This window comes from Mucilaginibacter defluvii, assembly GCF_039543225.1.
In the GTDB taxonomy this organism is placed as follows: Bacteria; Bacteroidota; Bacteroidia; order Sphingobacteriales; family Sphingobacteriaceae; genus Mucilaginibacter; species Mucilaginibacter defluvii.
The window spans coordinates 755,850-777,386 of sequence record NZ_BAABJI010000001.1 but is presented as its reverse complement, the minus strand read 5'-3'; the positions used below and the strand labels follow the sequence as shown (position 1 = coordinate 777,386).

General features: G+C 45.5%; 21 protein-coding genes. 9 read left to right on the top strand and 12 right to left on the bottom strand.

Annotated elements, in window-relative coordinates:
• The first annotated feature begins 12 nt into the window (after window positions 1-12).
• Window positions 13-786, top strand: coding sequence for a DNA-formamidopyrimidine glycosylase family protein (locus tag ABD960_RS03440; RefSeq protein ID WP_345329489.1), 774 nt, complete (start codon window positions 13-15; stop codon window positions 784-786).
• Window positions 787-793: 7 nt separating this feature from the next.
• Entirely contained in the window at window positions 794-1,453 is a 660-nt protein-coding gene (locus ABD960_RS03435) for an MBL fold metallo-hydrolase (protein WP_345329488.1), read from the top strand.
• A gap of 96 nt (window positions 1,454-1,549) precedes the next feature.
• On the opposite strand, the gene ABD960_RS03430 is transcribed toward ABD960_RS03435, so the two are convergent.
• From ABD960_RS03430 to ABD960_RS03415, 4 genes are all read right to left on the bottom strand, one after another.
• Window positions 1,550-1,690: a hypothetical protein gene (locus ABD960_RS03430; protein ID WP_232176741.1), complete on the bottom strand. Its 141-nt coding sequence runs from the start codon at window positions 1,688-1,690 to the stop codon at window positions 1,550-1,552.
• Window positions 1,691-1,923: 233 nt separating this feature from the next.
• The gene (locus ABD960_RS03425) at window positions 1,924-2,115 is read right to left on the bottom strand and encodes a hypothetical protein (RefSeq protein WP_345329487.1); all 192 of its coding nucleotides are present in this window, start codon (window positions 2,113-2,115) and stop codon (window positions 1,924-1,926) included.
• Window positions 2,116-2,163: 48 nt separating this feature from the next.
• Complete coding sequence (locus ABD960_RS03420; protein WP_345329486.1) at window positions 2,164-2,574, bottom strand: hypothetical protein; 411 nt, start codon at window positions 2,572-2,574, stop codon at window positions 2,164-2,166.
• A gap of 117 nt (window positions 2,575-2,691) precedes the next feature.
• Window positions 2,692-2,895, bottom strand: coding sequence for a hypothetical protein (locus tag ABD960_RS03415; protein WP_345329485.1), 204 nt, complete (start codon window positions 2,893-2,895; stop codon window positions 2,692-2,694).
• 141 nt (window positions 2,896-3,036) lie between these two features.
• Between ABD960_RS03415 and ABD960_RS03410 the strand changes: the two genes are divergently transcribed.
• From ABD960_RS03410 to ABD960_RS03395, 4 genes are all read left to right on the top strand, one after another.
• On the top strand, window positions 3,037-3,741 hold the full coding sequence (locus ABD960_RS03410; RefSeq protein WP_345329484.1) for a S24 family peptidase: 705 nt from the start codon (window positions 3,037-3,039) through the stop codon (window positions 3,739-3,741).
• A gap of 16 nt (window positions 3,742-3,757) precedes the next feature.
• Entirely contained in the window at window positions 3,758-4,270 is a 513-nt protein-coding gene (locus ABD960_RS03405) for a GNAT family N-acetyltransferase (protein ID WP_345329483.1), read from the top strand.
• Between the two features lie 70 nt (window positions 4,271-4,340).
• Complete coding sequence (locus tag ABD960_RS03400; RefSeq protein WP_345329482.1) at window positions 4,341-4,682, top strand: hypothetical protein; 342 nt, start codon at window positions 4,341-4,343, stop codon at window positions 4,680-4,682.
• A gap of 63 nt (window positions 4,683-4,745) precedes the next feature.
• Entirely contained in the window at window positions 4,746-5,102 is a 357-nt protein-coding gene (locus ABD960_RS03395) for a helix-turn-helix transcriptional regulator (protein WP_345329481.1), read from the top strand.
• Between the two features lie 172 nt (window positions 5,103-5,274).
• Here the strand turns inward: ABD960_RS03395 and ABD960_RS03390 are convergent, their stop codons facing one another.
• The 6 genes from ABD960_RS03390 to ABD960_RS03365 all read right to left on the bottom strand — a co-directional run bounded on the left by ABD960_RS03390 (window position 5,275) and on the right by ABD960_RS03365 (window position 14,494).
• On the bottom strand, window positions 5,275-5,730 hold the full coding sequence (locus ABD960_RS03390; protein ID WP_345329480.1) for a ferritin-like domain-containing protein: 456 nt from the start codon (window positions 5,728-5,730) through the stop codon (window positions 5,275-5,277).
• A gap of 46 nt (window positions 5,731-5,776) precedes the next feature.
• The gene (locus ABD960_RS03385; protein ID WP_345329479.1) at window positions 5,777-7,495 is read right to left on the bottom strand and encodes an FAD/NAD(P)-binding protein; all 1,719 of its coding nucleotides are present in this window, start codon (window positions 7,493-7,495) and stop codon (window positions 5,777-5,779) included.
• Between the two features lie 162 nt (window positions 7,496-7,657).
• The gene (locus ABD960_RS03380) at window positions 7,658-8,749 is read right to left on the bottom strand and encodes an alkaline phosphatase family protein (RefSeq protein ID WP_345329478.1); all 1,092 of its coding nucleotides are present in this window, start codon (window positions 8,747-8,749) and stop codon (window positions 7,658-7,660) included.
• 65 nt (window positions 8,750-8,814) lie between these two features.
• Complete coding sequence (locus ABD960_RS03375) at window positions 8,815-10,425, bottom strand: SusD/RagB family nutrient-binding outer membrane lipoprotein (protein ID WP_345329476.1); 1,611 nt, start codon at window positions 10,423-10,425, stop codon at window positions 8,815-8,817.
• Between the two features lie 20 nt (window positions 10,426-10,445).
• A complete protein-coding gene (locus tag ABD960_RS03370; protein ID WP_345329474.1) occupies window positions 10,446-13,724 on the bottom strand; it encodes a SusC/RagA family TonB-linked outer membrane protein in 3,279 nt (1,092 codons plus the stop codon).
• A gap of 188 nt (window positions 13,725-13,912) precedes the next feature.
• Complete coding sequence (locus tag ABD960_RS03365) at window positions 13,913-14,494, bottom strand: phosphonate degradation HD-domain oxygenase (protein WP_345329473.1); 582 nt, start codon at window positions 14,492-14,494, stop codon at window positions 13,913-13,915.
• A 167-nt stretch (window positions 14,495-14,661) separates the two neighbouring features.
• On the opposite strand from ABD960_RS03365, the gene ABD960_RS03360 reads away from it, so the two are divergent.
• From ABD960_RS03360 to ABD960_RS03350, 3 genes are all read left to right on the top strand, one after another.
• Complete coding sequence (locus tag ABD960_RS03360) at window positions 14,662-15,246, top strand: helix-turn-helix domain-containing protein (RefSeq protein ID WP_345329472.1); 585 nt, start codon at window positions 14,662-14,664, stop codon at window positions 15,244-15,246.
• Window positions 15,247-15,318: 72 nt separating this feature from the next.
• Window positions 15,319-16,662: a DUF5690 family protein gene (locus ABD960_RS03355; RefSeq protein ID WP_345329471.1), complete on the top strand. Its 1,344-nt coding sequence runs from the start codon at window positions 15,319-15,321 to the stop codon at window positions 16,660-16,662.
• A 2-nt stretch (window positions 16,663-16,664) separates the two neighbouring features.
• The gene (locus ABD960_RS03350; RefSeq protein ID WP_345329470.1) at window positions 16,665-17,792 is read left to right on the top strand and encodes a TIGR03364 family FAD-dependent oxidoreductase; all 1,128 of its coding nucleotides are present in this window, start codon (window positions 16,665-16,667) and stop codon (window positions 17,790-17,792) included.
• Window positions 17,793-17,866: 74 nt separating this feature from the next.
• Here ABD960_RS03350 and ABD960_RS03345 read toward each other — a convergent pair whose 3' ends face one another.
• The gene (locus tag ABD960_RS03345) at window positions 17,867-18,541 is read right to left on the bottom strand and encodes an HAD-IA family hydrolase (protein WP_345329469.1); all 675 of its coding nucleotides are present in this window, start codon (window positions 18,539-18,541) and stop codon (window positions 17,867-17,869) included.
• A gap of 64 nt (window positions 18,542-18,605) precedes the next feature.
• Window positions 18,606-21,536 carry an FAD-linked oxidase C-terminal domain-containing protein gene (locus ABD960_RS03340; protein WP_345329468.1) on the bottom strand — a complete coding sequence of 977 codons (2,931 nt, stop codon included), beginning with the start codon at window positions 21,534-21,536 and terminating at the stop codon, window positions 18,606-18,608.
• Between the last annotated feature and the right edge of the window lies 1 nt (window position 21,537).

Sequence of the window (21,537 nt, the reverse complement as noted above, 5' to 3'; positions counted from 1 at the left end):
AATTTCACCATTATGCCCGAATTACCCGACCTGCAGGCATTCAGCCACAATCTCAACAAAAAGCTAAAAGGTAAAACCGTAAAACAGGTTATTACACATGGCGGCAAACTGAATGTTAGCGCCGAAGAATTGAATGATACCCTTCAGCATCAAAAAGTAACGGCAGTTTATCGCGATGGTAAAGAATTGCACATTCAATTTTCAAAAGGCGATGTGCTTGGCCTGCACATGATGCTGCACGGCAAGCTGTTTTTATTTGAAGGCAAAAACGCCAACAAATACCCGTTGATTGAAATACTATTTACCGATGGCACCGGCCTAACCCTTACAGATTTTCAGAAAGCGGCAACCACCACCCTAAACCCTGAGCCAAAGGACGCTTTAGACGCGCTGGCGAAAGAGGCGGACGAAGCCTACTGTGAAGAATTGCTTGGTAAAACCAAGTCGGCTGTTAAGAACGTTTTGCTGGATCAAAAGATGATCAGGGGAATAGGTAATGCTTATGCAGATGAAATATTATGGCATGCACGCATTTCACCATTTTCGGCGAGTAACAAAATACCCGCTGATAAAGTTAAAGCATTGGCTAAAGCCATCAAAAATGTTTTGACGGATGCCGAAAAGCAGATACGGAAAACCCACCCGGATATTATAAACGGCGAGGTTAGAGATTTTATGCTGATCCATAATCCCAGGAAAACGCATAGTCCTGACGGTGCCGAGATCAAAATAAAAGCCGGAACACGCAAAACTTATTATACCGACGAACAGGAACTTTATAAATAGCCACACCATGAAAATTAGTAAATACCTGCACTCCTGCCTGCTGTTTGAGTTTGATGGGCATAAATTATTGTTCGACCCCGGCCAATTCTCCTTTACCGAAGAGCGCGTAACCGCCGACATGTTTAAGGGCGTAAACAGCATTGTAATTACCCACATCCATCCCGATCATTTTGACTTGGAGATCACCCAAAGCATTTTAGCTGTTACCGATGCCCAACTGTATACCAACAGCCAGGTGGGCGAGCAACTTACTAAAGCAGGCTTAACGTTTATATTAATTGAAGAAGGTGAAATTAATATCGGCCCGTTTATATTAAACGCAGTGCCGGTTACGCATGAGGCATTGCTGGATAATCCGACACCACAAATGACAGCGTTCGTGATCAACAATAAGGTGCTTTACCCGGTTGACACATTGAGCGATGAACTAATTGGCTATAAAGGAATTGAATTATTATTGATGATAACCACGGCGCCATTTGCTACCGAACGTGGCATTGCCGCCTTTGCCGATAAGATGCAGCCCAAACAAATATTACCGGTACATGATGGCTACGCGCGAGATTTTTTTATTCAACAGCGGTATGCCAACTATAAAAAACATTTTGAAAAGCAGGGCATTAAATTCCATGAAGTATATGAAGTTGGCGCCTCTGTAAACTTGTAAAAAGGCATAAAAAATAAAAACCCACTGCAAATATACAGTGGGTTTTTACTTTTGTCCAGACAAAAGGTCGTATTTATATCGACTAAAAAAGACAGATTATTTCTTGTTCTTTTTGGTAGTGTCTTTTTTAACTGTGTCTGTTTTGGTTGTGCTTTTTGTAGAGTCTTTAGGAGCGGTTTGAGCGAATGAACCTAAAGTAAAGGCTGATAATACCAGCACGCTTAATAGCTTTTTCATAGTTTTCAGATTTAAATTTTAAAATACCAAACAATTACTGATTACTATACAAGAAGGTTACCACTCTTTACTCTACACCTTGCCAAATACAATTTAATCGATACTAACTTTTAATTAAATAATTTAAAATCAGATTGTTAATAAAAAAATCATTATTATTTGGCGTATCTAAATACTCACACTCTTACAACCAAACTATGTAGACTTATTACCCAAAGTGGCTAATAATGCCACTAATAGGGCTTTTTTTCCGGTTTAAATTCTGACGGTTTGGGAATGATCTTGATAATGGCCCACATTGCCCCGGCCATAATACCCAAACTTTTTAAACCAAATTTTGCGAAAGGCTTTATCACCTCCCAAAAATTGCTTCCCTGTCTTGTTTTTATTTCCGGGTTTTGCGTATTGATGTATCTCGTTTCCATAATGTATAAGTTTAAACTATATAAAACATATACTATGCCACTGCGTAACTAAACACCATCATAAACCTCATTTTCAACCAACTGCGTGAGTATAGCTTTAAGCAAAGCCTCACGCGCCCATAGCTGTTCGGTTACGGTAGCATCATCGCGGTACCAGGTAAGCGGCTCATTTATTTCAATGCGCGCTTTATATAGGTAGCCTTTCTTTGCGTGCATTTTGGTGCCTTCGTAACTATTAAAGCCTTCGCTTTTTATCAGGCGGGCAAAGCGCGCTATGGGCAGGTCAATGCGTAGGCATTCGTCGAGCGTGTTTTTATAATCCTGCTTATCTTCAAGCCACAGGGTTATATTTTCATCATTCAGGTCGTTGTCTGCAATGGCAATCCGGCTATAGTTATAATCAACTGAAATAATTAACCACCATAGCTGCTGTTTTAGTTTTTGCGATAATTTGATCATGACATATGCCCCCCAACCCCCTTTAGGGGGAGCTTTGTTTAAATCGGTAGCGGCATGCAGCAGCTACAGGGATTAGACATTAATTTGATGACTGCCCTTTACGGGGCGGTTAATTGGTTATATGATGCCGGGCCGTTCCGGAAGCCAGCCTGGCAGGTAACGTTGAATTGCAGCAATCTCCTCGCTCAGCTTAGCACAAGCCGCTGAATAACCATCAATACGCGCGTTGTAGATGGTCAGGTCTTCGGGTGTAATATCCGGCTGCTGTATGTTACAGGCTTGAGCCGCAATAAAATCCGGTGATAAGTAGGCGATATACATGCTGCAATTCTTTAATTACTGTAAATTCTTGATAGGACACTTTGCAGTTCAAATATTTTCTCTTAGCTTAGCATCAATCAACGAAACAAATATAAAGATATTTCTGTATTTAAATCAAGAATATTTATAAATATTTTCTTTATGGATCAATCTGCAAAACCCAATAAAATTAAAACCATCCGCCCCGAAACTTTGGAGTTCATCATACTGTATACACAGTTACGGGGCAAGGCTTTTTATAATAACACCCAGCTTGCGGAAGCGCTTGGCTACAACTCGGCCAGCACAATTACAGAGATTGTAAAAAGCAGGCAAAATATTGATCCAGAAAAACTAAAACTATTTAAAGAAATATACCAAGAACATCTTTCACCGATAAAGAATAAAGAAAACAGCAGTTTACCTGCACCCACGCGAAAAACTTTTGAAGGCATACCGATGTACGAGGTTATTGCCACCGCTACGGGTGTTGAAGTTTATAATGACATAAACGACAGTAACCCGGTAGGGCACATGAATTTTCCGGGCATTGAAGATTGCGACTTCGCCTTGCCAGTTTGGGGGCATAGCATGTACCCTTACCTGGAAAATGGCTGCTGGGTAGCCCTGAAGGTTATACATGACATGAAGATCTTGCCCGGAGAGGTTTACTATATTGAATGGGGCGATTACCGTATGTATAAACGCCTGCTGGCCGGCGATGAACCTGATGAAGTGATAGCACACTCAGACAATACAACCGAGATGGTGGGCAGCCGGCTTAAGTACGCGCCGTTCCCGATAAAAATTGCGGATATAAAAAAGCTATGTCTGGTAAAGGATATCCACAAAAAACATAATCATTAACAGCTAATTATTAAGGATGACCATACGCGAAGCAATGCTTACCGATATACCGGAGATTATGCGGATAGTTGCCGAAGTTGTACCGCTTATGCAGGCGGCCGGCAACCGGCAATGGAACAATACTTACCCGAACATTGAAGTATTTACAAAAGATATTGAACTTAAACAACTATGGATTGCTGAACACAACGGACGGATAGCCGGTGTAACCGCTATAACAACCGCCCCGGAGCCTGATTACGCCCAGGCAGATATTGACATTAATATACCTGCCGTGGTTACACACCGCATGGCGGTTAGTCCGCGCTTTCAGGGTTTGGGTATTGCAGTAGCACTGCTTGATCACGCCGATGAGGTTGCCCGCCGAAATGCTTTGACAAAAGCCCGCGCCGATACCAATACCAGCAATGCAGCTATGCAACGCCTGCTCATTAAAGCCGGTTATAAAAACGTTGGCGAAATAAGCCTCGCCCATAAGCCCGGATTGAGTTTTTACTGCTACGAGAAAGATATCCATCAGGCTGTTTAAAAAATCCCGCACGGTGTAAAACCACGACGCCGCTTTAATCGTAAACGTAATAAAGCACCCCTGTTTTAAAATGAGTGAGTTATTACCTTACGCCTACGGCGGCGTTGTTATTTTATTGCTGATACTGATATTTGAGATACGGCAGCGTAAAAAGTTTGGCAATGTATTAAAGCAAAGCCGGGACGTTGACCCGCTGTTTATGAAACAGGCTACTGCGTCAAAACTCACCAAAGTACAGCAAACCTTAACAGCTATACGGGGTGCCAATGCAGCGCTTTACCAAAAGGTGAGCCAAAAGCTCGACGAAACCATGCGCGATTATAACAGCGGCAAAATGCCCCTGCCCGAATACGCGCACAAGCTCGACCTGATACTTAACTACATAAAAAAACACGCCAACGTTAAGGTTTAAACCACCAGAAAAACTTTTTATTAACCTTGGCCTCATTATCAAATTGTTTATACTTGCATCATCATGATTGATGACGGTATAGTTAAACGGCTTAAGGTTATTGTTAAAGATCACGGCGGGCAGGTTGGGCTTGCGGCGGCCATTGGGGTTGACCAGGGCTTCATCAGCAAAGTGATCAATCGCAAGCAGGACATGAGCTACTACCTCATCAGCAAACTTTGCTTTACCTTAAAATACTCACCTGAATGGCTCATTTTGGGCACGGGCGACAAAAAAATAAACAAGCCCGACGGCGCAAAGCTCATTACCGAGATACAAATGCTGCGCACAGAGGTGGATATACTACACGCCCGCATGCGCGCTTATGAGCAAGAGCTACAGGAACTTAGAGACACCCTGCAAAATAAGCAGGCTGTTTAATCATTTATAACACAATGAAATCTTTTCATTTTTACAACCCGGAAGCATTTTTACAGTTAGTGCGCAGTTAATACCTATAATCAAATGCTTACTCAACAGCAGTAGCCTATATTTTTAACCAAAAATACCCGGATTTTGCCGGGCATTTTTATTAATATCTATCAGTTTGATATTATTTCGCAGCATCACGCAGTGCTTTAATGCTATCGTGGGCAGCATTAATATCTTGTGATTGTGCAGTTACGGTTTGCAAAGCTTCACCGCTCAGGCCACCTTCAGTAAGTGCGGTTGTATACGCTTTTTTAATAGCATCCTCACCTCTTTCAGCTTCACTAAGTATACTTGCACGGTCGGTACCGCCAAATAACGATTTTACATCGATCCAGGCTCGGTGTAAAGTACCGCTTACGCTGTTACCGGTTTCAACATCACCACCACGTGCGGCAGTAAGGGCGGTAAGCTCCTGGCTAAATTTGCGGCTTTGCGCAGCATAAGTCTGAAATAACTCTTTCAGGTCGATATTTTCATCGTTGATATCAGCAATAGCTTTCTCAAAACCGGCTATACGGTCGTTATTGATTTCGATCAAATCGTTTAATACGTCATTTAATTTTTCTGTCGTTTCCATAGTTTTTAGATGTTTGGATAAATGTTTTACAATAGCTGTGCCACCATTACCTTAGCATGGCATTTTTTACTAATAAAGATGCCGCCTCCCCAAAATCAAGGCCTGAATAGTCGGGGTTGAAGCCGCCTATGTAGGGTACCGCTAAAATATATACACGCTCGTTAAGCGCACCGTACCCGTCAACTGCCTGAAAATCATCATTAATGGCAACACCCGGCACGTTCAGATAGTAATTACCCGAGCCATCAGCCAGCACCTTGCCGTCCGCTTTTTCAAGCGCCTTTTGCCCGGCTTCAGCATCCCTGAATTTGAGCCTGGCAGGGGTAAGTATACGCTCATCTATCAAACTTTTGTAAGGAATATCCTTAAAAGCCAGGTGTGGCTGGCCAATGCAGTCCACAAAAGTTTTATAGTGTTTAGTTTTTTGTTCGCCGTCCTCGTCTGTGTACGTAATGGCGGCACCACCTGCGTCGTCGGGCTCCACATTGCTGTCCTCGCCTACTGATATAATATCCAGCACACCTGCTTTATGCAAAGCCAGCATCTCGTTAGCCGAACTTTGCGGAACGTAAGCAATAACTATGGAGATGAGCGGCATCAGTGTTTTCTGCACCCGCAGCATGTCTTCTGCCGAAAAATATTTAGCCGGATAATTCATGGCAAAACTCAATATACCCAGCATCTCCTTCCAGTAAATAGATTCGCGCTTCTCAATTGACTTTTCCGCCTCGTCATATTCGGCCTGCAGTAATTCAAAAGCGTTCCGCCGCTCGCGCATGCCCATCATCAGGTCAACAAACTCTTCCATTTGCATGTCCTTGATTTTTTTGTAAAAATCAGGATCATTTTGCCTGATACCATCCTTGAAATTCTTTTGAAACACATAATCAAGCGGCAAAAAACCTTCGTTATCCTTGCGAACGGCTTCAATCTCATCCTTGCTCAACACCGTTTCCTTACCCAAATGCGAATCCTCCAGATGGAACCGCACCGCGGGCAGCAGGCCGTTTCGCGAATGCATCACCATCTTAAAACCTCGGCTTTCCGGATAAACCGAATAAACCGGCATTCCGTCTTCGCCTTTTTCAAAACTGCCATTGTAGCGTGACAGGGTTCGGATGGCGTCAATAGCAGTTAATGACGATCCGCGGATGGCGATTTCATGATCGGCCGCAAAGGTTAACTTAGCAGGCGGGTAAGGCGAATCAAAATAACTGCGCACTTTACCCTCATGTTTTTTAGGCCAGATGTGGCCGCTGCAAATGGCAATCTCATCGTGAATGAATTTATCTCCCACCGAGGTAATTACCTGCACTTGCTCTTTTTCCGGAATATTAGCTACATCCGCAACCGGGGTGTTATAATAAACCTGTGTTTCCATTCCTATCTCCTTTGCCCGCTGCAACAGCATGGCAAACTGGGCGGTTAAATACTGGCCGAACAAAAGCCGGGGCAAAACCTTGTATTCATTAAACCTTGCCGGATCGATATTAAACTTGTCGAGCGTATCTTTAGATACCGTACATATCCAGTCAGACACCGAAGTAACCAATTCGGGTATTTCATTACCAGATACGTTGGTAACATGCTCATCGTTGGCACCGGCTGTGCTGTAGGGCATACCGGCCCCGAGGGTATTACCTTTTTCGTAAATAGTTACGCTTATTGTTGGGTCAGCCGTCTCCACCAATCGTTTATACAAGAACATAGCGCTTGGCCCACCGCCAATTATCCCGATGTTCAGGCTCTTATTTTTTGATTTCACAAGTAGAGTTTTACTTATCTGCAATAATCACAACCGCATATTGTATGCAATTGAGCGATAGTATAATCACTAACTATGTGTATTGTTTGCCAGTACAACTATACGGAGTAACACAAAAAAGCCGGTTCACAAGCATGAACCGGCTTTTATAATGCAATAAAGTTATTTTTTAATTACCGACATGATGGCATCGCCCACCTCATGTCCGGCGGCTTTCTTAAAGTCAAAGCCAAGCAGCAGCGCCATGGTTTGGGCAAATTGCTTGTGGTAAGTAGTGGTAGCGGTTTTTACTTCGCCGGTTGGCGGGGTATCCGGGCCTAATACTGCGAACCAGGTTTGCTCGGAGTTTTTTACATCCGCGCCGTGGCTGCGCCAGGATTCAATAGGTTGCTCGCCCCGACCATGATCACAAGTGATGAGCAGTGTGGTTTTGCCTTTATAAGCCGGATCGCTCTGCACCATATCCCAAAGGGCTTTGATGTAGCCGTCTTCCTGCTTTATCCGGTCCAGGTAAAAACTGTAGTTACCCTCGTGCGCCATATCATCCGTTTCATCAAAAGCCAGGTATACTACCCTGGGTTTATATTGTTTAATGTATTCCTTGGTGTATTCATAGCTAATAAAATCCAAACGGGTTGAATCGCCCAGGTAATGCGGTACGTTGTGCTGCAGTTCATTCAGGTATTTGATACGCTCGTTTGCATCCTTGGTTTTCACATCCGCATAACCTGAATATACCGGCAGGCCTGAGCGCGAGGCATTCAATATCTGCGGGAAGCGTTCCCACGACGAAAAGGCCACTACCTTACCCTGATAACCTTTTTGCTTGTTGATAAATTCAAGCACATTCATGTTGGGGTTAGTGACTGGGTCATTAGTGTTCATCCGCTTATCCGGGAAGCCGGTGAAAATTTCGTTATATCCCGGATAAGAAAAATGGTAAGGGTTGGCCACTTCATCCTTATTACCCAGATCGCGGTTGCCATAAACCTGCCCTTGCCTGCTTACTACCGACCATAAAAAGGGCATTAGTATTTTACGCCGTTCATCGGCAGTGGCTGCCCAATATCTCTTTTTTACGCCGTCCTTATCCCCGGTAAAGGTTGAGGCGACCAGTACCGAATCGGCACCGCGAAACACTTCCTGCCAGCGCAGGCCATCAAGGGTAACGATAATCAGGTTTTGCGTTTTAGTTTGTGCGTTGGCGTAACTCAGGCTTAGGGCTACAAGCGTTATCAAAACAAATTTTTTCATATATATTGATGCCATTTAAAGCAAACGGCCATTATTGCTAATGGCCGTTTGCTGGTTTTACGTAATTATTGAAGTATCCACATAACGCCGTTTATATCGTCGTTACCGCTGAATTGTTTATCCAAAGCTGCCTGGTAATTTTTGGCGTTTGCCGTGCGCTCCGCATCCGGATAACGGAAGCGTTTGGCTATACGGCCGCCATTACCTGTACCCGGACCGGTTGTAAAGGTGGGCACACCCGTACGGCGATAGTTGAAGTACGACTGCAAACCCGAATGGCGGAACAAGGCCAGGTATTGCTGTTGCAGTATCTTTTTCAAGCCATCGGCACCATTGGCATATTTCACGGTAGATTGATTGTAATAGGTATTGAAATCAGCGCTTACCGTGTAATTATCATAATTACCATCTACGTTAACGCCTGTGGTTGAACCAGGGCGGTAAAAATAGGCCGTAAAAGTGCCGGTTTGCGGAATACCGTATGATGCCCTTGAAGCCTGAATGCCTTTAATGTAATAGTTTTCGGCGTCCCCACTTGCCCAGCCACGGTTAATACCTTCGGCAATATTCAGCATCAATTCCGGATAACCGATCTGGATGCTTGGCTCGCCTGTATAGGTTGAATAAAAATGCTTACGGTTTAGGAACGAGTACTTCTGTAACCCCGCGTTATTGTACATCACACCCTGGTCAAGCCCCGGATCGGCACCTACAAATGATGCAAAATCTGTAGGGCTTTGTTTTTGCTTGTCTACCAGGTCGCGTGCAGGTTCAGCAGTTACAAATACACGTGGGTCCTTAAGCTGCGTTAACAAGCCAACATATGTAGATGACATGTTTTTACGCGAACCACTTTGCCCAAAATTATTAGGGTTTTGCGGGTAAAAGTTATTTGGCGTTCTGAACAGGTATTGCATATTATCATCATTACTCGTCATTAATGGATATTTTGCCGGGTTGTTGATAATATTAGCAAAACGGCTAGCTATTTTTAAATCGGCATCACCGGTTTTTTTGCTCAGTTGAATAAGCAAGCGGATATTTAATGCGTTTACTACCTTTTGCCAACGTAACGGCAAATCGTTTTTAAAGTATATATCGCTTTCGGGCTTTAAAGACGCGCCTTCACCAGTACCAAAATCATTAGGTTTGGCTATTAGCTGCCCTAAATCACTATTAGCACTTTCCAGCCAATCTAACGATTGCAGCATTACCTGCTTTTGCGTATCATAAGCCGGCTCCAGTTTATCAAGACCCTTAAGCGCCTCATTCATCGGGATATCTCCCATCTCCAAACTCATTTTGCTAAACAGGTAGGCTTTAAAGAATTTACCTAACGCCTCATACGGGTTTATGGCAGCGCCACCGGTGGCAGCAGCCTGTTTCTCCATCTCCTGAACATTTTTCAGCACGGTGTAATAATCATCGCCACCCCCAAAATCATAACGGTTATTGCCATAATAATCATAGTTGTACAGGTAGTACTGGCTGTAGATCTCTTTTTGGCCGTCAGGCAGCTCGGCAATGCTGTTAAGCACGCCGTTAAATAATAACGCGGCGGGCACCTTACTTGGCAGGTTGTTGTTTTTGGTAAGCTCGTCAAAGCTTTTTTTACAACCCGTTACTGATAGCGCGACGGCTACCGGTAATATATATTGTTTTAAAATCTTTTTCATTTTGTTAGTGCTAAGTAAGTTTAGAATGACAGGTTAAGGTTAAAGCCATAACTGCGCACGGTTGGCGATTGCAGGCCGGTTGAAGCCGCAGCATAGTTATACTGGTCAAGGTCAACATCCTTAAAGCGCTTATCCTTATAGAAGTAAAGCAGGTTACGGCCGTATAATGACAGGGTGGCCTTTTGGATGAAGGTTTTTTGCAGCATCGGTTTCGGAAAATCAAAGCCGATGGTAACCTCACGCAGTTTTGAGAAGGTTTTGCTCATCAGGTTGGCCTCATCAGCATTATAATACTTGCTCACATAATCCTGCACAAAGGCGGTTTGCTTGTTTGGCGCGTATTGCAGCTCACCGTAATTTAATACAGCACCTGTTTTTGAATCATAGTTGATAGATGCGCCGTTTGATATAACCACACCCTCGCCTACGTAGCTGCCGTTGTAACCGGCTTTGCCATAGTTTTGCCAATCGCGGTAACGGGCGGCTCCCAGGGCACCTTCAGCGGTTTCCATATTGGCACCACCACGCATGGTTTTGTTGTGCATGTAATCAACTATCACGCCGCCTACCGAACCATCAAACTGGAAGCCCAGGCTAACGGTTTTGTAACGTATTTTGTTATTAACGCCCCAGTTGTACTTGGCATTCATGTTACCTAAGTATTGCGATACAGGATTAATAAGCGGCTTGCCGGCAGCATCGTTAATAATCTGCCCGTCAGGGTTGCGAACAAACGCGGTACCATATAATTTATCGGTACGGTCGCCTGCTTTAAAGAAGGTTTGGTAAGTATCCTGACCCGGAGGCAGCTCTTTGTACACCTCTTTAAACGTAGCAAAGTTCACTAATACATCCCAGGTAAAGCCACCGCTGTTTTTAACCGGTGTACCGCTAAGCGATAGCTCATAACCGTTCTTTTTGGTTTTAAGCGCGTTTACATACTCAATTGTATAACCTGTTGCGGTTGAAATAGCATTTGGCAATATACGCGGACCATCAATGTACTGGAATGCTGTACCGCTTAAGCCTACGCGGCCTTGCAGAAAACGGATATCAAAACCTTCCTCATAGTTTACACGGGTTGATGTTTTGATGTTGTTTTGGTACAGGTAGTCAGGCGCGTAACCTGCCGTTTGGCTGTTGTATGGCTTGCTGATTGAGTATGATGACACCAGTGAATAATCCGGACCGTTATAAGGTGAGTTATAAGTAGTACCATAACCCAGTGGATTAGTAAATAAAGATGAACCGGTTGACCCGCCCAGCGCGGTAATAGAATTGAACGGAGCAGGGCCTATTGTAGTTGAGGTAGCATCCGAACGGATGTTTGAGAATGAAGCCCTTGCTTTCAGGAAACTGATCACCTCCGGCAGTTTCACGTAATCAGATACTACGGTAGCTACCGATACGCTTGGATAAAAATAAGTGGTAGGCGCCTGGAAAGCCGATGATTTATCAATACGGCCGGTGCTTGATATAGTAGCGTACTTACCAAAGCTGGCATCCAACGAGTAATAAGCGCTTATTACCCGCATATCTGACGCGAAACTGGTTGACTGTACCGGGTTTTTAGAATTACTGAAGCTGTAAACCTCGGGTACGTTCAGGTAGTCGGTTGATGTCCAGTTAGAATTGTAATTGAAACTACGGATGTTACCGCCAACCAAACCCGACAGATTCAGGAATTTTTTGATGGTGTAATCATAGTTTAACATCAGCTCGGTATTGCTGTCGTACAGGTTGCGGCGGTCTTCGCGGTAATCGCCCTGGTTACCTTCACGGCCGTAAGGGTGCGCCGAGAACGGCATTTTTTCGGTACGTAAAATATTGTAAGTATTGACTTGTGAACGCAAAGTAGCATTAAGGTTATTGTTGATTTTGAAGTTGGCAGACATCCAGCCGTACAGATCATTTTTGTAATGGCCGCGGGTCCACTCCTTCACCATGAACCATGGGTTATGGTAACGGGTATATTCTGCAAACTGCTGCTGAACACCCTCTTTACCCGGCTGCCATATGGCTTTTATATCCGGGGCGTTAACATCCCAGTCGGCACCTGTCCAGATAGCGATGTTATAGATCAAGCTGTTCGGACCATACTGCACATCCGGAAAATTATCGGTTGTTTGACGGTTGTAGTTAATATTGCCCTCAAATTTCCAGCGTGGGTTAGGGTTAAATGAAGCATAAATATTAGCGTTCGCTATATCAAGGTACTGCTCAGGTATATAACTGTTTTGATGCTGCTGCGACGCTGATAAACGAATGTTATAGGTTTCGCCATTAGCGCTTAACGCCACGTTATTATTGGTTTGATAACCGGTACGCAAAAAGTTGTCCAGGTTATTGGCACCACGCGCAGTGTAAGGGGTTGGCTGGCGTACGCCGTTAATGATCGGGCTGTCATACTGCTCAATCAGCTGACCGGCAAAATAAGGACCCCAAACATCGTAATCGGCATCAACACCACCCGGCGCACCGCCTTTACCGTCAACAAATTTGTAAAAGGTATTCTCGCCCGCGCCGTATGATTTTTGCACACGCGGAAAAGCCAGGAAACCGGTATTGATAACGGTACTGCTGTTAACATCAACCGTTAGGCCTTTTTTATTTTTGTTGCCTTTTTTAGTGGTGATTAATATAGCGCCGTATGATGCACGGTTACCATATAACGCAGCAGCAGCCGGGCCTTTAAGTACAGTATAAGTATCAATATCGTCAGGGCTGATATTGTAAGTATCGGTATTAATAGGAATACCATCAACCACATAAAGTGATATCTGGTTACCGCGTATACGCACGCTTGGCGCACCCAACAACTCAGCCGATGGGCCTACTGATAAACCTGCCACCTTACCGGTTAAGCCAGTTATAGGGTTAGGATCGCGGGCAGTAGTTACGTCTTCGCCGTTAACGGTTTGCACAGCGTAGCCAATGCGTCGCGTTTCCTTTTTTACGCCGAGGGCGGTTACTACCACCTCGTTTAGTGCCTTGCTATCTCCTTTAAGGGCAACTGCCATGGTATTGCTATTGCCAACGGTAGCTTGCTGTGGGGCAAAGCCTAAAAACTTAAACTCAAGCACATCGCCGGGGTTAGCTGTAATAATAAAGCGGCCATAAATATCAGTTGATGTACCCTGATTGCTGCCTTTTAACATTATGGTTACGCCCGGCAGCGGTTGCTTGTTTTCGTCGGTTACTGTGCCCGTAATTTTTGTTTGGGCAAACAAAATAACCGGTGAGAGGCAGCACATAATAAATAGCGCCAGCCTTTTTAAATTCGGATAAAAGTGTTCCATTTTTGCTGTTTAAAAAAATCGGTGGTGTGACTTTAATTTTATTGCAGCAATTATAGATGTTGTTTATTATTTATAAACTAAGTTTAGTTTAAATAAACCTTAAAGATTTATTGACGGAATGTTAATGGAAGCCCAAAATGATAACAATAATCACATACAACACAGCAACTTTGTTAACATATTGCTTGTTACACGCGGCTTTTGAGATGCGCCAGCGCTTTCAGTTTTAACACGGATAAATTAGTAACCGGAATATTCGCCAACTTAGCCTCATCATCCCAATACCTGAAACGGATGATCAGGCCTTTATCCGGATTGGCTTCGAAAGCTGTAGCTTCATCAGCACTCATTATACCGCCCTGAAACTCAAGCGTTACCCGGCTGGCTGGCGAAAGCTTCTCGTAATATTCCGGATATTTATAGGTAAGGTAACGCTTGGCAATAACATGGGCTCGAACAAGATTGGCAACTCTTTCAGAAAATCCTTGTTCCAGTAAATAATCGGCACCCAGTTTTTCATGATCCACATTGCCCATACCGTCCATGCTCTCCGCTTCGCCCTGCGCGGCACACAGGTGACCGATGTCATGAAAAAAAGCGGCTAATATCACCTCATCATCATAACCTTCATGCTCCGCTAATGATGCCGCCTGGTTCATATGTTCAAGCTGCGATACAGGCTCGCCAATGTAATCTTCATCGCCGTGGCGTTCATACAAAGCGAAAACTTCATCAACTATAACTTCGGGGGTACGTGTGGTGTGTAGCATGGCTTAAGGCAAAGCAAAAGCACACATATTAACATGTTATTAAACAAAAGTTATATAATTTATAGTGATGTAAAAATCTCGTTCCAGGCCGTTTTAACATTCTATTATTTGTGTGTTGCTATTATATTATATACTTTGCCTGGGTTCAACCAATAACCTGATTATAGATGGAAGACGATATTCTGATACAGATAAGCAACCGCATTAAAGAACGCCGCCGCGAAAAGAACATTACCGTACAGGATCTGGCAACCAAAGCCAACGTAAGTAAAGGCCTCATTTCGCAAATTGAAAACAGCCGTACCATACCATCCCTTATTGTACTGATTGATATTATTAAAGCGCTGGATATTGACCTGAATATTTTCTTTAAAGATATCAGGCACAAAGAAGGCAGGCAGGCACCCATCATCAAAAGAAAAAGCGAGTACGAGCATTTTGAAAAAGAGGATGCCCACGGCTTTCACTACCAGCGCATATTTACCCAGTCCATCAAAAACTCCACGGTTGATATGGTGATACTGGAGCTTGAACCCGGCGCCCATCGCCCAATGGTGCAAACTGACGCTTATGAATACAAATACATTTTAAGCGGAACTGTTGAATACCAGTTTGAGGATGGCAGCTATACCTTACGTCAGGGCGATTCCATGCTGTTTGATGGCCGCCTTGCGCATACGCCGAAAAATGCGGGCAAGGGCACAGCAAGTATGCTGGTACTTTATTTTTTTGAGGAACACCCCAGCACTTAAAGATAACTTAACGTTGGTTTTGTTTATTTTTAATAAACAAAGTTTATTATTGCTAAACTATAATTGTTTAGCATGCCCCATACCAAAAATATACCTAATGCAACCAACCATTTAAAGCATCGCCTCCAAAAACGGTTAGGGACATTGCCTTACGGAGTAATTTCGGTACTTGCCGCCATATCCGCCTTTGGGGCTTACACCTGCATGTATGCTTTTCGCAAAGCCTTCGCGGCAGGTACTTACCCGGGTGTTGAGTTTATGCAAGTAAGTTATAAGGCCTGGCTTGTTATCGCACAGGTTTTAGGTTACACCCTGAGCAAATTTTACGGCATCCGCTTTATAGCCGAGGTAAAGGCACTCAACCGCGGAAAAAGCATACTGATATTGATCGGCATTTCATGGCTGGCGTTGTTAGGCTTTGCGCTGGTACCCGCGCCCTATAATATTATATTTTTGTTTGTTAACGGCTTCCCGCTGGGGATGATTTGGGGGCTGGTATTCGGGTACCTGGAAGGGCGTAAGGCTACCGAGTTTATGGCGGCGGTATTATCCATCAGCCTGATATTCGCCTCCGGATTTGTTAAAACCGCCGGGCGCACGCTCATCAGCAATTTTGATGTAAACGAATATTATATGCCCTTTTTAACCGGGGCTTTATTTGCCATACCCCTAATATTATTTGTACTGTTTTTAGAGATAATGCCCCCACCTACCGAGCAGGACAAACTACTACGTACCGAGCGCACCCCTATGAACGCTGCCGAACGCCGCGCTTTTTTGCTCCGTTTTTTTCCTGGCATCATCCTCACCGTAGCAGTGTATGTTATGCTTACCGTGATACGCGATATTCGTGATAATTTTGAGGTGGAGATTTGGCATGGCCTCGGTATTACCAGCAACAGCATTTATACCAATATCGATTCGGTTATATCCATTGCTGTATTGGCAGGTATTAGTCTGCTAATTTTAGTGAAGGATAACCTGAAAGCCTTTGGCATTATCCACGTTTTTATTATCTGCGGATGCCTGCTTGCCGGTATATCAACCCTGCTGTTTAATGCCGGTACCATCAGCACTGTTACCTGGATGACGCTTGCCGGACTGGGCCTTTACGCCGGTTACGTGCCCTACAATGCCATATTTTTTGAGCGGATGATTGCCTCCTTTAACTACAAGAGTAACGTTGGCTTTGTAATGTACATTGCCGATGCCATTGGCTACCTGGGCAGCGTTAGCGTATTGCTGGTGAAGGAGCTGGGCAACCCCAGCGCAAGCTGGGATGTTTTTTTTAAGGATGCTTTGCTTATCCTGGCCATTACCGGCGGCATCGCGGGCACGCTTTCGCTCATCTACTTTTTACAAAGCGCTCGCAGGTCGCGAATGCAAAACAAAACATTGAATTTATCAGCAGTATAAAAATGAATAACAGATCAGCCATAGTTATAGGCGCGGGTATTGTTGGCCTGGCTACCGCCCGTGCGCTGGCCACACGCGGCTATAAGGTTACCGTATTTGAGCGTAACGAACGCGCGGTTGGCGCATCCATACGCAACTTCGGGATGATATGGCCTATAGGGCAGCCTAACGGAACCTTGTTTGAACGCGCCATGCTGTCGCGCGGCATCTGGAAGCAGGTAGCCACCGAAGCCGGCATTTGGCATGATGAGGTGGGCTCGCTCCACCTGGCCTACCATGATGACGAACTGCAGGTAATGACCGAATATGCCGATCTGAACAAATCGGTACGCGATTGCGCCCTGCTATCACCTGCGGAGGCCTTTGCCAAATCGCCCGCGGTAAACCCGGATGGATTAATGGGCGCGTTATGGAGTGGTACCGAAATGATTGTGGAAGCCCGTGCCGCCATCGGGCAGGTTGCCGCCTACCTGGCCGAAAAACATGGCGTAACTTTTTACTGGAACACCGCTATCAGTGCGATAAATGACACCGAAGTACGCAGCGGCAGCCGCACCTGGCAGGCCGATGAAGTATTTGTTTGCGGCGGTGCCGAATTTGAAACCCTTTACCCTGAACTGTTTGCCGAGGCACCGCTCACCAAATGCAAACTGCAAATGATGCGCCTTGCCGCACAGCCTGATGGGTTACGCATTGGCCCGTCGCTTTGCGGCAGCCTCTCCATGATCCACTACCCCGGTTTTGGCGCCGCCCCATCATTACCGGCATTGAAAGCCCGCTATGAGGATCAATATGCCGAATACCTGAAATGGGGTATTCACGTAATGGTGTCACAAAATCATTTAGGCGAACTTACCGTAGGCGATTCGCATGAGTATGCGTTGGCGCACGATCCGTTCGACAAGGAATTCATCAACCGCATGATACTGGATTACCTGGCCACCTTTACCCGCTTTAAAAACAACCAGGTGGTACAAACCTGGAACGGCATCTACCCTAAACTTACCAACGGCCAAACCGAACTAGTGCTGGAACCCGAACCGGGCGTAACCATCATTAACGGCCTGGGTGGTAACGGCATGACGCTATCATTCGGGCTTTGCGAGCAACTGATCGCCGCAAGGCAGTAAATTATATTACCAGCTATACGCAAAAGCGGGGCTTGCAAATGATGCAAGTCCCGCTTCTGTTTACTATGTTATTATTAAACCAGCGGCAGCAACTCCAGCAGGTTATTAATGATATGATCCGGCTGTGCCGATTGCAGTTGTTCAACCGTATGCGCCCCGGTGGTAATACCGATACTCATGGCGCAGCCCGCGTTTTTACCTTCCTGAATATCAATTACCGAATCGCCAATTTTAACTATTTCCGCTGTGTTGATGCTGTACATTTGGGCTGCCAGGTTAATCATATCCGGCGCGGGGCGGCCACCTTTTACATCGCTGGCGGTTATCAACCTGTCAAACTCCAACCCCTCCTGCCAGCCTAACTTCTCTATTATATTTCGTGCTACGCTACCGCTATAGCCAGTATTTAATATCACCAAAATTCCCTTATTATGCAACGCTTGAAATGTAGCCAACGCGCCGGGCTGCGGCGACATGCTGCTACTGCTATAAGCTTCATCCAGCCGCTTTGAAAAATCCTGAAATATGCTGTCAGCTATCAGGTCATCATTTACGCCAAGATAAGTTTGTAATATGCTCTTGATTGCCTGCAGCTTTTCCATACCTGCGCCTACAGCTAATACATTATTTAAGGAAACCTTATATCCGGCTGTGTTTATGGCTTGATGAAGCGTTTTGTAAACAATATTTTCCTCGTTTATAGTTGTTCCGGCCATATCGAAAACAACCATTTTTATAATAGTAGCCATTGTAAATTATGTTTAGCAAAACTAAACATAATTCATTCTTGATAAACAAATTTTATATTAAGTTTTAGTTAACGGCATCAGTCTTGACCAACGCATCCCATAATATTTCCGCCGGATGCTGTGCTGTCACCGCCGTACCATCTTTTATCTGGTGGCGGCAACTGGTGCCCGGCGCGGCTATAATGCAGCCCGCTTCCGCATTACGAACCGCAGGAAATAAAACCAATTCGCCAATACGCATAGAAACATCGTAATGCTTATCCTCATAACCAAATGAACCCGCCATACCACAACAACCCGAAGGGATAACCTCTACCTGGTAATTAGCAGGCAAGCTCAACGCCGTTTGCGATGCCGATTGCACATTCCAGGCCTTTTGCTGGCAATGCCCATGGAGCAATATCTGCCGGTGTTCGGTAGTGAATTGATCACTGGTAATGTTGCCACTTCTTGCTTCACGGGCGATAAATTCTTCAAACAACAAAGCATGTTGAGCCAGTTGCTGCGCCTGTGGCAGTAATTCTTCGCGCACCAGGTCAGGGTATTCGTCCCGAAAGCTCAGGATAGCTGATGGTTCGATGCCGATCAAGGGCGTATCCTCACTTATCAGCGGAGCTAACAGCTCTACATTTTTTTCAGCCACCGCTTTGGCCTGCCTTAATAAACCTTTGGAGAGCATGGTACGCGCGCTTTCCAGGTGCTGCGGAATAATTACATTATAGCCCAGCGCTTTTAGCAGTTTAATCGCCTTTTGGCCAATGTTTACATCATTATAATTGGTAAACTCATCGCAAAATAAGTATACACGTTTGCCCTGCTGCTTTTTATCAACTTGCTTTTTATACCACTGCCTCAAGGTTTGTGGGGCCAACTTCGGCAGGTTACGTTTAGCGGAAAAACCAAGACTTTTTTTAAGCGCATTACCGATAGCGTTATCAGCCGTAAAAAAATTATACAGTCCCGGCCAGGCCATACCCAGTTTATTGAGTTTTGGCAGCGCGGCTATCAGTTTCGCCTGCATAGGGGTGCCATTGGCATCATAATAATGCTGCAGAAACTCAGCTTTCAGCTTAGCCATATCCACGCTGGATGGGCACTCCGACCGGCAGCCTTTACAGCTCAGGCACAGATCCATCACCTCCTTTATTTCAGGATGGTCAAACCGGTTCAGTTTTTCGGAATTAGTGAGATAATGGCGCAACGTGTTGGCACGGGCACGCGTGGTATCCTGCTCGTTACGGGTAGCCATGTACGATGGGCACATGGTGCCGCCCGCCTGCGCCGATTTACGGCAATCGCCAGAGCCGTTACATTGCTCGGCATGTTGTAAAATATTTTGCCCGCGAAAGCGGAATACGGTCTTGATCTCCGGCACCTGCTGTCCGGGTGTATAGCGCAAGTGCTCATCCATTGGCGGCGTGCCTGTTATTTTGCCTGGGTTGAATATTCCTTGCGGATCCCAGGTTTGCTTGATGGCTTGCAACAGGCGGTAGTTCTTCTCCCCTATCATCTGCGGGATGAACTCACCGCGAAGCCGCCCGTCGCCGTGCTCGCCGCTTAGCGAGCCGCGGTATTTTTTAACCAGTCCGGCTATTTCCTGCGCTATGATGCGAAATTTTTTTACACCATCGGCGGTTTTTAAATTCAACATCGGCCGCAAATGCAACTCACCCGAACCGGCGTGGGCATAATACACGCTGTAGAGACCATGCTTCGCTAATATTTGGTTAAACTCCGCTATGTAAGCGGGCAGATCAAGGGCATCAACGGCGGTATCTTCAATAACGGCCACGGCCTTTTCGTCGCCGGGCAAATTGCTCAGTAAGCCAAGGCCAGCCTTGCGTAATGACCATACCGCGTTTTGCTGTTTACCCGTAAGCAACGGAAAATGATAACCCAAACCACCCTGCCTTAATTCATCCTCAAGCCGTGCGGCAATGGCAATCAACTCATCATCACTTTTTGCCGATAGCTCCACCACCAAAATAGCTTTGGGGCTGCCCTGCACAAAAAACCGATTAAGCGCCTGCGATGGATTATCGAGCGTGCAATCCAGGATATAATGATCGATCAGCTCGCATGAACGCGGCTGATAGTTAAGGGCGATAATATTAGCATGTAAAGCCGCATCCACCGAGGGGCAGTGCACGCAAAGCAGTCCGGTTATTTGCGGGGGCAGTTCTTCCAGGTTCAGTTTGATCTCGGTGATAAAAGCCAGCGTACCTTCCGAGCCACATAGCAGCTTACAAAAATTAAAATCCCCGCCACCGGCGGTAAAAGGGTTACTGTTCACCAGCACATCAACAGCGTAACCGGTGTTGCGGCGGTTAACGCTTTCTTTAGGAAATTCACGCCGAATCTCCTGCTGTGTTTCCCAGTCGCCGAGCTGCTGCCTGATGGTTCGGTATAGCGATGCTTCGAGCGTGTCGCCCTCACCCGCGGCAATGAATTCATCAAAATTCATCGGCCTGAAAACCGCTTCGCTGCCATCGCTTAACAAGGCTTTAACCTCCAGCGTATGATCTCGCGTACTACCGTACACCAGCGAATTGGAGCCGCAGGCATTGTTACCTACCATACCTCCGATCATGGCGCGGTTGGCGGTTGAAGTTTCAGGGCCGAAGTACAAACCGTACGGACGCAGGTAGCGGTTCAATTCATCACGCACCACGCCGGGCTGCACACGCACCCATTTTTCGGCGGTGTTTACTTCAATGATCTCCGTAAAATATTTGGATACATCAACTACCACGCCCTTGCCTACTACCTGGCCGGCTAATGAGGTACCGGCCGTGCGGGGTATCAGCGAGGTTTTGTACGTATTGGCAAAGGCGATCAGTTTTTTCAGATCAGCCTCGTTTTCCGGAATGGCTACAGCCAGCGGCATTTCGGAATAGGCAGAGGCATCCGTGGCGTATAGTACACGCATCAGTTCATCCGTGTGTAGTTCGCCTGTTAATGCTTCCTTGAGTTCCCGAAGTCCGTGATCGAGCATC

Excerpts from the sequence above, each read along its gene's own strand:
- ABD960_RS03420 (WP_345329486.1), bottom strand. The coding sequence starts at position 2,574 with ATGATCAAATTATCGCAAAAACTAAAACAGCAGCTATGGTGGTTAATT.
- ABD960_RS03340 (WP_345329468.1), bottom strand. The coding sequence starts at position 21,536 with ATGCTCGATCACGGACTTCGGGAACTCAAGGAAGCATTAACAGGCGAA.
- ABD960_RS03400 (WP_345329482.1), top strand. The coding sequence starts at position 4,341 with ATGAGTGAGTTATTACCTTACGCCTACGGCGGCGTTGTTATTTTATTG.
- ABD960_RS03430 (WP_232176741.1), bottom strand. The coding sequence starts at position 1,690 with ATGAAAAAGCTATTAAGCGTGCTGGTATTATCAGCCTTTACTTTAGGT.
- ABD960_RS03425 (WP_345329487.1), bottom strand. The coding sequence starts at position 2,115 with ATGGAAACGAGATACATCAATACGCAAAACCCGGAAATAAAAACAAGA.
- ABD960_RS03365 (WP_345329473.1), bottom strand. The coding sequence starts at position 14,494 with ATGCTACACACCACACGTACCCCCGAAGTTATAGTTGATGAAGTTTTC.
- ABD960_RS03410 (WP_345329484.1), top strand. The coding sequence starts at position 3,037 with ATGGATCAATCTGCAAAACCCAATAAAATTAAAACCATCCGCCCCGAA.
- ABD960_RS03355 (WP_345329471.1), top strand. The coding sequence starts at position 15,319 with ATGCCCCATACCAAAAATATACCTAATGCAACCAACCATTTAAAGCAT.
- ABD960_RS03370 (WP_345329474.1), bottom strand. The coding sequence starts at position 13,724 with ATGGAACACTTTTATCCGAATTTAAAAAGGCTGGCGCTATTTATTATG.
- ABD960_RS03440 (WP_345329489.1), top strand. The coding sequence starts at position 13 with ATGCCCGAATTACCCGACCTGCAGGCATTCAGCCACAATCTCAACAAA.
- ABD960_RS03375 (WP_345329476.1), bottom strand. The coding sequence starts at position 10,425 with ATGAAAAAGATTTTAAAACAATATATATTACCGGTAGCCGTCGCGCTA.
- ABD960_RS03415 (WP_345329485.1), bottom strand. The coding sequence starts at position 2,895 with ATGTATATCGCCTACTTATCACCGGATTTTATTGCGGCTCAAGCCTGT.
- ABD960_RS03350 (WP_345329470.1), top strand. The coding sequence starts at position 16,665 with ATGAATAACAGATCAGCCATAGTTATAGGCGCGGGTATTGTTGGCCTG.
- ABD960_RS03395 (WP_345329481.1), top strand. The coding sequence starts at position 4,746 with ATGATTGATGACGGTATAGTTAAACGGCTTAAGGTTATTGTTAAAGAT.
- ABD960_RS03360 (WP_345329472.1), top strand. The coding sequence starts at position 14,662 with ATGGAAGACGATATTCTGATACAGATAAGCAACCGCATTAAAGAACGC.
- ABD960_RS03435 (WP_345329488.1), top strand. The coding sequence starts at position 794 with ATGAAAATTAGTAAATACCTGCACTCCTGCCTGCTGTTTGAGTTTGAT.
- ABD960_RS03405 (WP_345329483.1), top strand. The coding sequence starts at position 3,758 with ATGACCATACGCGAAGCAATGCTTACCGATATACCGGAGATTATGCGG.
- ABD960_RS03380 (WP_345329478.1), bottom strand. The coding sequence starts at position 8,749 with ATGAAAAAATTTGTTTTGATAACGCTTGTAGCCCTAAGCCTGAGTTAC.
- ABD960_RS03345 (WP_345329469.1), bottom strand. The coding sequence starts at position 18,541 with ATGGCTACTATTATAAAAATGGTTGTTTTCGATATGGCCGGAACAACT.
- ABD960_RS03390 (WP_345329480.1), bottom strand. The coding sequence starts at position 5,730 with ATGGAAACGACAGAAAAATTAAATGACGTATTAAACGATTTGATCGAA.